Source organism: Pseudomonas sp. FYR_5, from assembly GCF_043106315.1.
GTDB lineage: Bacteria > Pseudomonadota > Gammaproteobacteria > Pseudomonadales > Pseudomonadaceae > Aquipseudomonas > Aquipseudomonas putida_Y.
The window spans coordinates 1-14,546 of record NZ_JBICMK010000059.1; the positions used below are offsets into that span (position 1 = coordinate 1).

Below are 14,546 nucleotides of genomic sequence, written 5' to 3' on the forward strand. Positions count from 1 at the left end.
CTACGGCGCATGTCTTGCGCCCGGTTGTTTTCTTGGCGCGCGCCCCCCGTAGGAGCGGGTTCACCCGCGAACACCGGCGCAGCCGGTGCCATGTTCCGCGTTGCCTGCTTCGCGGGTAAACCCGCTCCTACATCTACGGCGCATGTCTTGCGCCCGGTTGTTTTCTTGGCGCGCCCCCCGTAGGAGCGGGTTCACCCGCGAACACCGGCGCAGCCGGTGCCATGCCCCGCGCCGCTTGCTTCGCGGGTAAACCCGCTCCTACACAGGCCTGCAGCAACCCCTCGGCTTGCGCTAAGATGCCCGCTCATGTCTGTGGAAGTAGCCTGGATGAGCAAACCCGGTCAAATGGTGCTGGTTGCGCTGCGCAAGATGATCGCTTCGGGCGAGCTGGCGGCCGGCGAACGCTTGATGGAAGTCCCAACCGCTGAACTGTTCGGCGTTTCACGCATGCCGGTGCGCATGGCATTTCGCACCCTCGAACAGGAAGGCCTGCTGGTGCGCTTTGGCGGCCGGGGGTTTCAGGTGCGCTCGGTCAGCGCCGACGACATCGCGGGTGCGGTCGAGGTGCGTGGTGTGCTGGAGGGGTTGGCTGCGCGTCAGGCTGCAGAGCGTGGCTTGTCGGTGCAAGCACGCGCTGCGCTGCAACAGTGCCTGGTCGACGGCGATCAGCTGTTCGACAAGGGCTTTGTGAGCGAAGACGACTTGCAGGCTTATCACGACCTGAACATGCGTTTTCATCAGGTGATCATCGACGCCAGCCACAACCCGGCCATTGCCGTTGCCCTGGCGCGCAACGACCACCTGCCGTTCGCCTCGGTCACCGCACTGGCGGTGGATCGCCATGATCTGGCCCGTGAGTACCGGCGCTTCAACTTCGCCCACATGCAGCACCACGCTGTGTTCGATGCCCTGGTCAACCGCCAGGGTGCTCGCGCTGAAGCGATCATGCGCGAGCACGCCAATGCCACCTTGCGCTATGCCGAAACCTTTGGCGGGGCAGCGGCAGACGCGGGCATGAAAGTCATCCTGCCCTCGTCGTAAGCCGGGTCAGATATCCAGCACCAGCAGCGGCGTCTTCGAGCGCGAGCAGCAGGGCGTGAACTGATCGTTCAAGGCCTGCTCCTGTTCGGTGAGAAACAGATCGCGATGGTCCGGTGTACCCTGTAGCACGCGTGTCAGGCAGGTGCCGCAAATACCCTGCTCGCACGACATGGCGATCTCGATACCGTTCTCTTCCAGCACCTGCACCACGGTCCGCTCGGCTGGCACCTCGAACACCTGTCCCGTGCTGCCCACCTGCACCGAGAAACTGCCGTCGTTGCTGGCATCCACCGGCGCTGCAGCGAAGTACTCGCGGTGCAGGTTGGCCTCCTGCCAGCCCAGCCCCTTCGCGCTGTCCAGCACATGCTGCATGAAGCCGCCTGGTCCGCATACATACAGGTGCACATCATCTTGCGGATTGCCCAGCACCTGGGCGATGTCCAGCGCCGTTTCCGGCTGCTCGTCAAAATGCACGAACAGCCGATCAGCGAACGGCGCACTGCGAATCCGCTCGACAAACGCTGCACGCTCGCTGGAACGGGCACAGTAGTGCAGCTCGAAGGCCTGGCCGCTGTGGGACAGCTGCTCGGCCATGCACAGGATCGGGGTAATACCGATGCCGCCAGCAAACAGCAAACTGCGCTGTGCCCTCTCAGCCAGCGGGAACAGGTTGCGCGGCGCACTGATACGCAGCCGGGCACCGGCCTGCACCTGCTCGTGCAGGCTACGTGAGCCGCCCCGCGAAGCCGGGTCGTTGAGCACGCCAATCAGGTAGCGATGGCGTTCTTCGGGGTGGTTGCACAGCGAGTACTGGCGCACCAGCCCGTCGGGCAGGTGCACGTCGATATGGGCGCCGGCGCTGAACGCCGGCAGCAGGCTGCCATCTGCCGCTGCCAGTTCGAAGCTGCAGATACCCTGCGCTTCATCGTTACGGGAGACCACTACGGCATCGATCATGTCGGCTGTTCCTCAGGCAGGGGTGGCGCTGGTGGCGATCAGTTGCGGCTGCGGTGCACGCTCTTTGGCGATGATCCGCTCCAGCACCTTGCGTGACTGCACGCCGCCGGCATCGATGTTCAGCTTCAGCAAGTTGCGCTCGGGGTAGGCCAGCAGGTTTTGCTGCTGACGTTCGAGCATTTCCAGGTCTTCGCTGAAAATCTTGCCCTGGCCCTCCCGGATGTTGTCGGTCAGGGTCTGGTCGTGCGCAGCGAAGTTGCGCGCCATGCCCCAGAAGTACCAGATAGAGGTATCGCTTTCCGGGGTGATGAAGTCGACCACGATGCTCGACGCCTTGTGCTGTGCATCGGCGTGGTAGCCACCCTTGCCGGCATGCGCCACGCCCACTTCGATCAGTACATGGCTGGGTGGGGTGAAACGGCAGATCTGCCAGCGGTCCACCGGTACATCATCGGCCAGGCCGTTGCCACGCAAGGCCATGCGCCAGAAGGGCGGTGCCATGATGTTTTCCATGTGCCGGGCGGTGACCACTTCGTCGCCGGTGACGGTGGTGACCGGCGGTGCTTCGTCGATCTCCTTCTGGCCGATGCTGGACGCGTGCACATAGGTTTCATGGGTGAGGTCCATGAGGTTGTCGATCATCAGGCGGTAGTCGCAACCGATGTGGAACAGCCCGCCGCCGTAGGCCCACTCATCATTCACCGCCCATTCCAGATGCGGAATCAGCGCCGGGTCGGCCTGCGCCTGGTCACCGGGCCAGACCCAGATGAAGCCATAGCGCTCGACGGCCGCAAAGGTCTTGTTGCAGGGGAAGCCACGCACCCGTTGGCCCGGCATCGACACGGTCTTGCCGTCGCAACCCATCACCAGGCCGTGGTAGCCGCACACCAGGTTGCCGTCCTCGACATAGCCCAACGACAACGGTGCGCCGCGGTGCGGGCAGAAGTCCTCGACGGCGGCTACTTGGTTCTCTCGGGCGCGGTAGAACACGATTTTTTCCCCGCAGATCTGCCGGCCCAGGGGTTTGGTGGCGATCTCATCGGGGGTGCAGGCGACGTACCAGGTATTTTTGGGGTACATGGAAGGCTCTCCGGGGTTTTGTTTTTATTTAATGGATCCATTAAGGCAGCGCATGTAGTGAGTGGTCAATGAATTTTGCTTGTATTAAGTGAATTCTGTGCGATTATCGGTTTTTAGTGGATCCATTGATGGATGTCTCCAACGATTCGCGGGGGCGGCTACAGCAGCACGTCGTCTGACCAGAAGAGCGCTGGCGAGCGCCGGTGCAGAAGCAGGCCTGGCCGAACCTGCTATGCCTAAAGGGACACCCAACCCATCAAGGCCACTCGATGCTAGCCATCGAACAACTTTACAAATCATTCCCCACCCCCCAAGGCCCGCTCCCCATATTGCAGGGGGTCGATGTGCGCCTGGCGCGGGGCAGCAGCCTGGCGCTGATGGGCGAGTCGGGAAGCGGCAAGAGTACTTTGCTGCACCTGGTGGCTGGCCTGGACCGAGCTGACAGCGGCCGCATTCTGATCGACGATGTTCCGCTCGACGGCCGTTCGGAAGCTTCGCTGGCGCAGTGGCGGCGGGAGGGGATCGGCCTGGTGTTTCAGCAGTACAACCTGATCAGCAGCCTGGACGTGGGCCTGAACCTTACCTTCCAGGCCCGTCTCGCCGGGCGGCATGACCCGCATTGGGCGGCTTACCTGGCGCAGCGCCTAGGCCTGGCGGACCTGCTTGAGCGGTATCCGGAACAACTGTCTGGCGGCCAGCAGCAGCGCGTCGCGATCGGCCGTGCACTTGCCGGGCGCCCGGCCTGGCTGCTGGCTGACGAACCGACCGGCAGCCTCGATGAAGCCAGCAGTGACGAGGTGCTGAGTTTGTTGCTGCAGTTGGTCGCCGAAGCCGGCAGCGGGGTACTGATGGTGACCCACAGCCCGCGGCTGGCGGCGCGTTTGCAGCACCGTTGCTACCTGCAGGCCGGCCGTGTGCGGCCCGAGCAGGGCTGATGAAGCTTTTGTCGCTGGCCCTGTTGGCGCTGCTCAGCCACTGGCGGCGCCATCGTGTGCAGTGCTTCAGCATCTTCACTGGCCTGTGGCTGGCCACGGCGTTGTGGACCGGCGTGCAGGCGTTGAACAGCCAGGCACGCAGCGACTATGCCCGGGCCAGCGCGGTATTGACCGGGCCGTTGCAGGCGCAACTGATCGCGCGCAATGGCGAGCGCTTCGATCAGGCGTTGTACGTGCAACTGCGCAGGCTGGGCTGGGCTGTTTCGCCGGTGCTGGAAGGGCGCTTGCGCTTGCCGGGCGAGCCCGCACGCAGTGTGCGACTGATCGGCATCGAGCCGTTGAGCCTGCCGCCTGCCAGCAGCGTTGCCGGGGTGCAGGTGCAGGCATTCGACCTGCAAGCGTTCGTCGGCTCGCCCGGGCAAGCCTGGGTTGGGCCAGACACCTTGCGTCAACTGAACACAAGCCCCGGGTCGCCGACCCGCGACAGTGAAGGGCAGTTGCTGCCGCCTATGGTTTTGCAGCCTGCGTTGGCACCCGGGGTCATCGTGGTGGACATCGGCCACGCGCAGACGTTGCTGAACGCACCGGGGCAGTTGTCTCGTCTGCTGCTGGCCGATACGCCCGGGCCGTTGCCTGCAGATATCGCCCGCTACCTTGAACTGCAGCCGCGGCAGGACGATGGTGGCTTGCAGCGCCTGACCGACAGTTTCCACCTCAACCTGACCGCGCTCGGCCTGTTGGCGTTCGTCGTCGGCTTGTTCATTGCCCACGCCGCAATCGGTCTGGCGCTGGAGCAGCGCCGTGGGCTGATCCGCAACCTGCGCGCGTGCGGCGTCAGCCTGAAGACCCTGCTGGGTGCCCTGGTGCTGGAGCTGGGCCTGTTCGCGGCACTGGGTGGGCTGGCCGGGGTGGCCAGTGGTTACGCATTGGCCGCGTGGCTGCTGCCCGACGTGGCCGCCAGCCTGCGTGGCCTGTATGGCGCCCAGGTCGCCGGCACGTTGAGCCTGCCGGCGGGCTGGTGGCTGCTGGGTGTGCTGGTGAGTGTCCTCGGGGCATTGCTGGCCGGCCTGCAGAGTGTAATGCGCGCTGCCCGGTTGCCTTTGCTGGCGCTGGCGCAACCCCAGGCCTGGCGGCTGGCGCAGGGGCCATGGTTGAAACGTCAGGCTTTGATAGCGGGCTTGCTGCTGTTGCTGGCCTTGGCCTGTGGCGTGTTCGGGGCTGGCCTGCTTAGCGCGTTCGGCATGCTGGCAGGGTTGCTGCTGGCAGCGGCGCTGTTGTTGCCGGCCTTGCTTGATCGGGTACTGGCCTGGCTGGCGCGTTGTTGCCACCGGCCATTGGCGCAATGGTTCGTGGCTGACAGCCGCCAGCAGTTGCCAGCCCTGAGCCTGGCGTTGGTCGCCCTTTTGCTGGCGCTGGCTGCCAGTGTTGGCGTGGGCAGCATGACCGAGGGTTTTCGCAAGACCTTTGTCGGTTGGCTTGACCTGCGCCTCTCCGCCGACCTGTATGTCACCCCACGGGATACGGCCCAAGGCTTGCAGATAGTCGAGTGGCTCAAGCAGCAACCTGTGGCCAGCGTGGTCCTGCCCGGCTGGCGCGCAGACATGCAGCTGCAAGGTTGGCCGGTGCAAGTGCAGGGCATTGTCGATCACCCTGCCTATCTTACGCGCTGGCCATTGCTGGAACAGCATTCGCGTGCTTGGCAGCAACTGGCCAGCGGACAAGGCTTGATGCTCAGTGAGCAGTTGGCCAGGCGATTGAACCTGCAACTGGGAGACAGCCTGATGCTGCCCGCAGACACGCCAGCCATGCCCGTGGTGGGGATCTATGCCGATTACGGCAACCCCAAGGGGCATGTGCTGGTCAATGCCGACTGGTTGCGCGCCCACTGGCCACAGGCAACCCTGGCCGGCTTGAGTGTCGACCTGAGCGCTGAAGGGGGGGCATCGCTCAAGGACGCGCTGCAACGGCACTTTGCCCTGGATGACAGCCGGGTGGTCGAGCAGGCGCGCCTGAAACGCTGGTCGACCGACGTGTTCAACCGCACCTTTGCCGCCACCGCAGCCCTCAACAGCCTTACCCTTGGCGTGGCCGGTGTGGCGTTGTTCATCAACCTGCTGACCCTGAGCCAGGCCCGGCTGGGCCAGTTGGCGCCGCTGTGGGCGTTGGGGGTGCGGCGCATGCAACTGGTCTGGCTGAGCCTCGGGCAGACACTCATGCTAAGCAGCTTCACCGTGCTGCTGGCAATCCCGCTTGGGCTGTTGCTGGCCTGGTGCCTGGTCGCGGTGGTGAACGTGCAGGCCTTCGGCTGGCGCTTACCGCTGTATGTGTTCCCCATGCAACTGCTGCAGTTGACCGTGCTGGGCATGCTCACCAGCCTGTTGGCCTGCGCCTGGCCGCTGTGGCAACTGGCGCGCCGCCAGCCGCGCGAACTGTTGAGGCCGTTGGCCGATGAAGCTTAATGCGTGGCTGTTGCTGACCGGGTTGTTGTTGTGCGGCTGTGATCAGCCAGCACCGCAAAGCTATGCCGGGCTCGGGCAGCAGGCTGGCGAATTCAGCCAGGTGACCCGCGATCATCGTCTGGTATTCCCGCATGACCACGGCCCCCACGACGGCTTTCGTATCGAGTGGTGGTATGTCACCGCCAACCTCAAGGACGCCCAGGGCCGAGATTGGGGCGCCCAGTGGACACTGTTCCGCTCGGCCCTGCGCCCCGGCCCGGAGACCACCGGCTGGAACAGCCCGAACCTGTGGATGGGGCATGCAGCACTGACCGGGCCGGGTGGCCATCAGGCTGCTGAAACCCTGGCGCGGGGTGGTGTCGGCCAGGCCGGCGTGCAGGCCCAGCCGTTTCGCGCATGGATCAATGACTGGGTGTTACAGGGCCAGGGCGGTACTGAACACCTGCAGATGGTCGCAAGTGGCGACGGTTTTCGCTATGACTTGCAGTTGCACAGCGATCTTCCCTTGGTGCTGCATGGGGAGCAGGGCTACAGCGAAAAATCAGGCAAGGGCCAGGCTTCGTACTATTACAGCCAGCCGTTCTACCACGTCCAGGGGCAGGTCCAGCGTGGCAGCCTGTGCATCGCGGTTACCGGGCAGGCCTGGCTGGACCGGGAATGGAGCAGCCAGCCACTGGCGCCCGGACAGACCGGCTGGGACTGGTTTTCCCTGCACCTGGACAGTGGCGCCAAGCTGATGCTGTTCCAGGTGCGGGAGGCCCACGGGGAACCGTATCGCGCCGGGACCTGGGTTGGGCCACAGGGGGAGGTGGTGGTGCTGGACGCGGCACAGATCCGCCTGCAGGCGCTGGCCTGGTCTGCGCAGAAAAACGGCAAGCAGGTACCGACGCGCTGGCGGGTGCAAGTGCCGGAGCATGGGGTGGATGTGCAGGTCGATGCCGTTGAGCCGCAGGCGTGGATGCAGACACGGTTCCCGTATTGGGAAGGGCCGGTACGCTTGAACGGGAGTGCGGGCGGGCGCGGGTATCTGGAGATGACCGGTTACTAGGCGCTGTGTGTAAAGTCTTGAGACGAAGAGCTGGTTAGCCGGCGAGTTAGCATGCAAGCCTCAGCCAGCCATACCCATATCACACGATGCGCTGAGCCCACTTTCCGGCATAGGCACTGTCGACAAACAGGGTATTCACTGACGGGTACCTGCTCATCAATGAAGCTCAGGAAGAATTGGCTGTTTTAATTGGGGGGTATCATTTTCTGGACTTGCCTTTGGTGGGTTTAGATTAATTGATATTTGTACGGCGGTGGTCCGCGCGGTCTGTTGGTTAAATTCGTTGATATGGATCAATGCATTGCTGGTGCATTGAGTGCATCTGTTTGGCGCTACTCGATTGGGGGGGCAAGCAGAATCCTGGTCGAAGGTTTTCCTGTCGCTTGTAGGAAGTTTCCTAGTTTTGTGCGGGGGGTGGCGAAATGTGAAGAATTGGTGCATGTTTGATCTGGAAGCATTTCAAGTGTTGCCTTGGGGGAGCGGTAGTTGCTGGCAATGAATTGAATTCCATTGCAGTTGCCAATGGGCCTGAAATGGATCGTTGTCAGTGATGTCACTTTCGTCGAGGCCGTTTCCAGTGGCTTCAGGAGGAGTTATGGCTTCAGGCAGTTTTCAAAGTGAGGTGCCGAGGGCGCGCGTCAATATTAAACTTGATCTTCATACGGGTGGGGCCCAGCGTAAGGTTGAGCTGCCGCTTAAGCTCATGCTGATGGGGGATTACAGTAACGGAAAAGAGCAGCGTCCGCTGTCCGAACGGAGCAAGGTTAATGTCAATAAAAATAATTTTGACAGTGTGCTCTTGGAGTTTTCACCGAGCCTCAAACTGGTCGTTGAAGATACGCTGGCCAGCGAAGGTGGAGAAACGCCTGTTGAGCTGAGTTTTCAGCGGATGAAGGACTTCGAGCCCGAACAGGTCGCTCGACAGATACCCCAATTACGTGCGCTGCTGGCGATGCGCAACCTGCTGCGTGAGTTGAAAGCCAATCTCTTGGATAACGCCACGTTCCGTGCCGAGTTGGAACGCATACTGAAAGATGAAGCGCTGAGTAATGAACTGCGTAAGGAACTGGCTGCCCTTGCCCCTCAAGGCGGATGCTAGAAAACCATCATCTCTACAGACGGGAAGCTAACAAATGTCCGAAGAGCAATCCTCTGCGCAATCGCGTGGCGCCACTGTGCGGGTGGAAGACAGCCAGAATGTCTATCACACATTGTTTGAAAAAATAAATCTCGAACCCCTTGAGCAGATGGGCGGTATCGACGCCTACCAGAGTGTGGATGTTCTGTCTGAGGCAACACCCAATCAGCGTGTTACTGCGTCTGTAAGTGTTTTTCTTGAGCGGCTCAAGCAAGTCTCCCCGAAAGTGGAGCGTCTGGACAGGGCCCTGCTGGACGAACACATTGCCTCGATTGATGCCCAGATCAGCAGTCAGCTGGACGAAGTGATGCATCATCCTGACTTTCAGCGTGTAGAGTCGATCTGGCGTGGGGCGAAGTCGTTGATCGATCAGACGGACTTCCGCCAGAACGTCCGCATCGAGTTGTTGGATATCAGTAAAGAGCATCTGGCCCAGGACTTCGAAGATGCGCCCGAAATCGCTCAAAGCGGCATGTACCTGCATACGTATACTCAGGAATACGATACGCCGGGTGGTGAGCCTATTGCGGCGGCGGTCTCAAACTACGAGTTTGGCCGTGGGGCGCAAGACATTGCACTGTTGCGGAATATCTCGAAAGTTGCGGCCTCCGCTCATATGCCATTCTTGTGCTCGATGGGCCCTGCGTTCTTTGGCAAGCAAACAATGGAGGAGGTCGCCGCGATCAAGGATATCGGCAACTACATGGACCGTGCTGAGTACATCAAATGGCACGCTTTCGCTGAAAGCGATGATGCCCGCTATGTCGGCGCCACATTGCCCTGTACGTTGGGGCGACTGCCTTACGGGCCTGATACGAGTCCGGTTCGGCTGTTTAACTATGAAGAGCGAGTCAAGGGGCCAGATCACAGCAAGTACCTCTGGGTAAGCTCGACGTTCGCGTTTGCAGCCAATATGGTCAAAAGCTTTATAGCCAATGGTTGGTGCGTACAAATTCGAGGGCCGCAATCAGGGGGTGCTGTAACGAATCTGCCGATCCATCTCTATGACATGGGTACGGGCAGTCAGGTCAAGATTCCTTCGGAAGTGATGATTCCGGAAACCCGCGAGTTTGAGTTTGCCAATCTTGGGTTGATTCCGTTGTCGTACTACAAGAATCGCGATTATGCGTGCTTTTTCTCCGCGAACTCAGCGCATAAGCCGGCGATCTATGACACACCTGAGGCCACGGCCAACAGTCGTATCAACGCTCGGCTGCCTTATGTCTTCCTGCTTTCGCGCATCGCTCACTATCTGAAACTCATCCAGCGGGAGAACATCGGCACAACCAAGGATCGCCGCCTGTTGGAACTGGAATTGAATAGGTGGATCAGCGGCTTGGTTACCGAAATGACGGACCCCGGCGATGACTTGCAGGCGTCTCATCCGCTGAGGGAGGCAAAGGTGGTTGTCGAAGATATTGATGACAACCCAGGCTTCTTCAGAGTCAAGCTGTTTGCGGTGCCGCATTTCCAGGTTGAGGGTATGGACATCAACCTGTCGTTGGTTTCGCAGATGCCCAAAGCTAAATCCTGACGGCGAACCCGGGAGTTACTAATCGTGAAGATCGATCGGCCTATGTGGGCGTCCGGTGTGGTGTTGTCTGCGCAGCAGTTTCAGCAGCAGGCCCGCTTTGAATCGTGGACCAACCAGGCAGTTGCTTCCTTGGCATGGGTTCATCCGTGGGGTATTCGCGCAGTCGCATTTGATGCAGACGCACTGCAGCTAGGCAAACTCCTGGCCACTCGGCTGCAGGTGTGCATGCCCGATGGAACGCTGATTGACACGGATCGATTGGATCGGCTTCCCAGTGCCCTGGAACTGTCCCGGGCGCTGCCTGACGACAGTCAAGCGGCAACGGTGGTGCTCGCTTTGCCGCTGGAACAGGCCAATGGCAACAACTGTCTGTTCGAGGGTGCCCGAGTTGAGCGCCCGGTCAGATACCGCCAAGTGTGGCGGGATGTACAGGATCACTATACCGATGAGGTGCAGTCAATCAGCGTACTCGAACATGCACTGAGCTTGCGCCTGAATGAAGATGACAACGCAGACTACCTCACCTGCCCAGTGGCACGCCTTGTCCGGGATGGGCGGGGGCGTTGGGAAATTGATCAGGATTACATCCCCCCGTTGCTGAGGTTTGATGCGCACGCTGGATTGTTACTTCAGCTGGATAACTTGCTGACCCAGCTGTCCTCCAAACGTGAGCGGCTGATGGGGATGCGTCGCGAGAGCAACCAGCGCATGGCAGATTTTGCTGTCGCTGATGTGACATTGTTCTGGTTGCTCAACGCGTTGAATACCTATCAGCCGGTGCTGGCAGACCTTAAAGCACACCCTGCTCGGCATCCGGAGTTGGTGTACCAGCAGTTGGTGAAATGCGCGGGGGCGCTGTTGACGTTTTCGTTGGACCAGAGTGTCGAGGACATTCCTGCCTATCAGCATACGCACCTTGAGTCTGTTTTCCCGCCGTTGATGCGTACGCTCTCCACATTGCTGGAGGCGAGCCTGCCGTCACGTGTGCTGGCTTTGGTACTCGAAGCGCGCAGTGCCAACCGATGGCAGGTGGCCCTGAACGATCCTCGTTTGCTTGAGCCAGACGGGGCTGACTTTTACCTGTCGGTGCGCTGCCGGCTGCCAGCCGTGCAAGTGCAAAGCCAGTTCCCACGGCTGTGCAAGATCGGCTCGCCTGATGATGTGGACTATCTCGTCAATGCAGCACTCGATGGCGTTCCCTTGAAACCCCTCAGCCATGTGCCTGCGGCGATACCGCTGCGTTTGGAAAACCAGTACTTCGCACTGGATCTCGGGCATGAGAAAGGGCGTGCCATGTTGGAGGACGGCGTATGCGCGCTCTATGTGCCGAGCGTGTTCCAGGACGCCACACTTGAGCTGTTCGCGGTGCTGCGCTCATGAGTCTCGCTCAGCAGAAACCCGGCACAGCCAAGGTGGATATCGACGCCTTGTTACAGGATACCTACTTGCTGGTGGTCGAGTTGCGACATGGCACAGGTGTGCACAGTAGCCCGGAACTTTGGCCGCGTTGCGTGGCGGATGTCGAGCATGTTCGGGCCTCTCTTCAGGAGGAGGGCCTGGATCGCCATAGCATCGAGCTTATCAGCCATGCGCAATGTGCCTTGCTGGATGAGACAGTGCTCGCTTGCGCCGAAGGTAAGGCCCATGAGGACTGGGCAATGGAGACCTTGCAGGCCAAGTTTTTCAGCAGTCATCAGGCGGGGGAATCGCTTTATGAAGACATGCGCACCGTGCTTCGGGAGGCCTCTGCACACCCTTATGTCTTCACGGTCTTTCAGCGGGCGCTGATGCTCGGTTTTCGGGGGCGCTACCGCGATGTGAATCATCCAGAGCGGCAGCAATTGTTCGCTGCAATCGATGCGCATGTACCGCCCCTTGACACAAGTCAGTCCCTGGTCACCCAGATAGGGCCTACTTCACACCTCCCGATGTGGGGTTGGCTGCAGTCTCCTCTGGTCCACGTGGTGGCCGCATCTGGCCTGCTGATAGGCCTCTGGTGGGGGCTTGACCATACGCTGGGTGAGGCAGTGGCCTCGCTCCTGCCGGTGCAGGGGTGAGCGAGATGCAGCTGAGACAGGAGCAGGGGCTCTGGCTATGGGCCGGAACGTTGTCCTTGCTGCTCATTGCCACGCTTCCGCTTGCTGTTGAGTGGCAGCTCACGATCGCCGTGGTCGTCACGGGCGGAGTGTGGGCAGCATGGCGCCGAAGCAGGCGGATTGCCGGCGGCGAGGGACATGAACTGCAGTGGAGCAAGGGCACTAGCCTACCTGCAGGATCCTACCGCCATCCGGTTGTCTTGGTGGTAGGCGATTGTCTGGCTGAGCTGTTTGGTCCGTTACCCGCTGAGCAATGGGCATTGCGGGTAACGGGGGAGGGTTGCTATGTCCGGGTGCCCGACGCGCAGAAGCTGCCCACGACGATTGCCAGCCTGTTGCTGCAAAGGCCCGAATGGAATGAACAGCTGAGTGTCATGTGGGTCGTGGATCCCTCCGTCCATACAGATGTTGCAGTGTTGGCGAATGAACTGCGCAATGTGCACCGTCAGATTGTGAGGTTGCGCGAACGTGGTAGCCCACTGTCGCTGCTGGTGGTGGGGTTTTTCCAGAGCACTTCGCAGACCTCGGCCTGGTTTACCTGGGCAAGCGCCAAATCGAGCGTGCAAGTGCATGAATCAGGTATGTGCATGAGCCTGGCCGAATGGCAGGGTTGGAGCGCGGATCCTGATCTCCGGGCTGCTCGACTGCGAGACACGGTGCAATTGAGCGCTGCTGCTGGCTGGTTGAAAGCTCTCTGTATGTCGGAAATGCGCGTGCGGACTTCTCGCCAGGAGATCGCGGCCACCGCCTTTGCCCTTGCATGGACACCCAATTCCAGCGAGCGCCCTGACAACAACCTATGGCACCGCTGGCTGCAGGAGCGGACTGGGCTGAGCTTTGACCAAGGTACGTCTGATGATGCCTATGCTTCATTGCCGTTCCCTGACGCTCTGCTCCATTTGCTGCCTCGCAGTGCTCAACGTAATAGGCAACACAGAGCGGTGCTGGTGGGGGGCTGGCTGTTTGTGTTGGCAACCTCCATCGCGTTGGTAAGCTCTGCATGGCAGAACACATTGCTGGTACGCCAGGTCACCGAAGACTTACGGCGCTATGCCACTGCTTCGGTGAGTGCTGAGCCTGACAAGGGTCTCCAACGGGAGGGCGCGCTGGCAGTGCTTCGTCAGGATGCCGAGCGCTTGGACCACTATTACCGCCAGGGTGAGCCGTGGTCGCTGGGCCTCGGCTTGTACCAGGGCGAAAAACTGCGCCCGTCATTGCTGGCGGCCATCAACGGCCACCGTATCCCGACGATGCCTCAGTCTTCGCCTGCCAGCCCTCAAATGGTTCGCTTGGACAGCCTCTCGCTTTTCAGCAGTGGCAGTGCGCAGCTGAAGGCGGATTCAACCAAGGTCCTGGTCACTGCATTGGCGGGCATCAAGGCCCAGCCAGGTTGGCTGATTGTGATCACGGGGCACACGGACGCTACCGGCAGCGACGAACAAAACCTGCGTTTGTCGCGAGCACGTGCGGCCGCGGTACACGACTGGATTCAACACATGGGCGACATCCCCAGCAACTGCTTCGCGGTGCAAGGCCTGGGAGCCAGCCAGCCAGTTGCAAGCAACGACACGGAACAAGGACGGTCGGCCAATCGCCGAGTTGAGATTCGTCTGGTGCCGGAGGCGGGGGCTTGCCTGTCCTCGACTGCGGCCTCTGGGCTGCAACCCCTGTCGCATTCCGCGACCTCCAACATTTTAAAGAGGATTTTCTAAATGGCTATTCCTGTTTACCTGTGGCTGAAAGACGATGGCGGTGCCGATATCAAAGGTTCGGTCGATGTCAAAGACCGGGAGGGCAGTATTGAAGTGGTCGGCCAAGATCATGATCTTTATATTCCCACCGATAATAATACTGGAAAATTGACCGGTACGCGCATTCATACACCGTTTGTTTTCTCAAAAGAAATCGATGCTTCCTCCCCTTATCTCTATAAGGCCGTGACAACTGGCCAGACGCTCAAAGAAGCCGAGTTCAAATGGTACAAAATCAATGATGCTGGCCAGGAAGTTGAATACTTTAACACCAAGCTGGAGAACGTCAAGGTCGTGAAAGTTGCACCCAAGATGCACGACGTAAAAGACCCGGCAAAAGAGAAGCATAACCATCTGGAGTTGGTCGAGCTTCGCTACGAGAAAATTATCTGGACCTACAAGGATGGAAATATCATCCACTCGGATTCCTGGAATGAACGTACTACCGCCTGATGGAACTTGGCCGTCGGTCTGTAATTGCTGATGGTCCCCAGTGTATTGGGTTGA

At 60.4% G+C, this 14,546-nt stretch carries 12 protein-coding genes; 10 read left to right on the top strand and 2 right to left on the bottom strand.

Annotation, left to right across the window (positions count from 1 at the left end; all coding sequences use genetic code 11):
- Positions 1-327: 327 nt before the first annotated feature.
- Positions 328-1,041 (top strand): GntR family transcriptional regulator, encoded by a 714-nt coding sequence (locus ACF8RA_RS09125; protein WP_252459799.1) that lies wholly within the window; start codon positions 328-330, stop codon positions 1,039-1,041.
- A gap of 6 nt (positions 1,042-1,047) precedes the next feature.
- On the opposite strand, the gene ACF8RA_RS09130 is transcribed toward ACF8RA_RS09125, so the two are convergent.
- Positions 1,048-1,998: a PDR/VanB family oxidoreductase gene (locus ACF8RA_RS09130; RefSeq protein ID WP_176682435.1), complete on the bottom strand. Its 951-nt coding sequence runs from the start codon at positions 1,996-1,998 to the stop codon at positions 1,048-1,050.
- A 12-nt stretch (positions 1,999-2,010) separates the two neighbouring features.
- The gene (locus ACF8RA_RS09135) at positions 2,011-3,078 is read right to left on the bottom strand and encodes a Rieske 2Fe-2S domain-containing protein (RefSeq protein WP_392461194.1); all 1,068 of its coding nucleotides are present in this window, start codon (positions 3,076-3,078) and stop codon (positions 2,011-2,013) included.
- Positions 3,079-3,347: 269 nt separating this feature from the next.
- Here ACF8RA_RS09135 and ACF8RA_RS09140 point away from each other — a divergent pair, with 269 nt between their 5' ends.
- From ACF8RA_RS09140 to ACF8RA_RS09180, 9 genes are all read left to right on the top strand, one after another.
- Positions 3,348-4,013: an ABC transporter ATP-binding protein gene (locus tag ACF8RA_RS09140; protein ID WP_209966853.1), complete on the top strand. Its 666-nt coding sequence runs from the start codon at positions 3,348-3,350 to the stop codon at positions 4,011-4,013.
- On the top strand, positions 4,013-6,472 hold the full coding sequence (locus tag ACF8RA_RS09145) for an ABC transporter permease (RefSeq protein ID WP_392519099.1): 2,460 nt from the start codon (positions 4,013-4,015) through the stop codon (positions 6,470-6,472). Before ACF8RA_RS09140 ends, ACF8RA_RS09145 begins: the two co-directional genes overlap by 1 nt.
- The gene (locus ACF8RA_RS09150; protein WP_392487930.1) at positions 6,462-7,520 is read left to right on the top strand and encodes a lipocalin-like domain-containing protein; all 1,059 of its coding nucleotides are present in this window, start codon (positions 6,462-6,464) and stop codon (positions 7,518-7,520) included. The genes ACF8RA_RS09145 and ACF8RA_RS09150 overlap by 11 nt, the downstream gene beginning before the upstream one ends.
- 595 nt (positions 7,521-8,115) lie before the next feature.
- Complete coding sequence (gene tssB / locus ACF8RA_RS09155) at positions 8,116-8,619, top strand: type VI secretion system contractile sheath small subunit (protein WP_004576422.1); 504 nt, start codon at positions 8,116-8,118, stop codon at positions 8,617-8,619.
- Positions 8,620-8,653: 34 nt separating this feature from the next.
- Positions 8,654-10,192: a type VI secretion system contractile sheath large subunit gene (tssC, locus tag ACF8RA_RS09160; RefSeq protein ID WP_004576423.1), complete on the top strand. Its 1,539-nt coding sequence runs from the start codon at positions 8,654-8,656 to the stop codon at positions 10,190-10,192.
- 24 nt (positions 10,193-10,216) lie between these two features.
- Positions 10,217-11,572: a type VI secretion system baseplate subunit TssK gene (tssK, locus tag ACF8RA_RS09165; RefSeq protein ID WP_265959414.1), complete on the top strand. Its 1,356-nt coding sequence runs from the start codon at positions 10,217-10,219 to the stop codon at positions 11,570-11,572.
- Positions 11,569-12,249 carry a type VI secretion system protein TssL, short form gene (gene tssL / locus ACF8RA_RS09170; protein WP_265959413.1) on the top strand — a complete coding sequence of 227 codons (681 nt, stop codon included), beginning with the start codon at positions 11,569-11,571 and terminating at the stop codon, positions 12,247-12,249. The genes tssK and tssL overlap by 4 nt, the downstream gene beginning before the upstream one ends.
- A 5-nt stretch (positions 12,250-12,254) precedes the next feature.
- Complete coding sequence (locus ACF8RA_RS09175; RefSeq protein ID WP_392487929.1) at positions 12,255-14,000, top strand: OmpA family protein; 1,746 nt, start codon at positions 12,255-12,257, stop codon at positions 13,998-14,000.
- A complete protein-coding gene (locus ACF8RA_RS09180; protein ID WP_265959412.1) occupies positions 14,001-14,492 on the top strand; it encodes an Hcp family type VI secretion system effector in 492 nt (163 codons plus the stop codon).
- Positions 14,493-14,546 lie beyond the last annotated feature (54 nt).

Bases quoted from the DNA above. Each gene is read 5' to 3' on its own strand.
- ACF8RA_RS09125 (WP_252459799.1), top strand. From the start codon at position 328: ATGAGCAAACCCGGTCAAATGGTGCTGGTTGCGCTGCGCAAGATGATC.
- ACF8RA_RS09130 (WP_176682435.1), bottom strand. From the start codon at position 1,998: ATGATCGATGCCGTAGTGGTCTCCCGTAACGATGAAGCGCAGGGTATC.
- ACF8RA_RS09135 (WP_392461194.1), bottom strand. From the start codon at position 3,078: ATGTACCCCAAAAATACCTGGTACGTCGCCTGCACCCCCGATGAGATC.
- ACF8RA_RS09140 (WP_209966853.1), top strand. From the start codon at position 3,348: ATGCTAGCCATCGAACAACTTTACAAATCATTCCCCACCCCCCAAGGC.
- ACF8RA_RS09145 (WP_392519099.1), top strand. From the start codon at position 4,013: ATGAAGCTTTTGTCGCTGGCCCTGTTGGCGCTGCTCAGCCACTGGCGG.
- ACF8RA_RS09150 (WP_392487930.1), top strand. From the start codon at position 6,462: ATGAAGCTTAATGCGTGGCTGTTGCTGACCGGGTTGTTGTTGTGCGGC.
- tssB (WP_004576422.1), top strand. From the start codon at position 8,116: ATGGCTTCAGGCAGTTTTCAAAGTGAGGTGCCGAGGGCGCGCGTCAAT.
- tssC (WP_004576423.1), top strand. From the start codon at position 8,654: ATGTCCGAAGAGCAATCCTCTGCGCAATCGCGTGGCGCCACTGTGCGG.
- tssL (WP_265959413.1), top strand. From the start codon at position 11,569: ATGAGTCTCGCTCAGCAGAAACCCGGCACAGCCAAGGTGGATATCGAC.
- ACF8RA_RS09175 (WP_392487929.1), top strand. From the start codon at position 12,255: ATGCAGCTGAGACAGGAGCAGGGGCTCTGGCTATGGGCCGGAACGTTG.
- ACF8RA_RS09180 (WP_265959412.1), top strand. From the start codon at position 14,001: ATGGCTATTCCTGTTTACCTGTGGCTGAAAGACGATGGCGGTGCCGAT.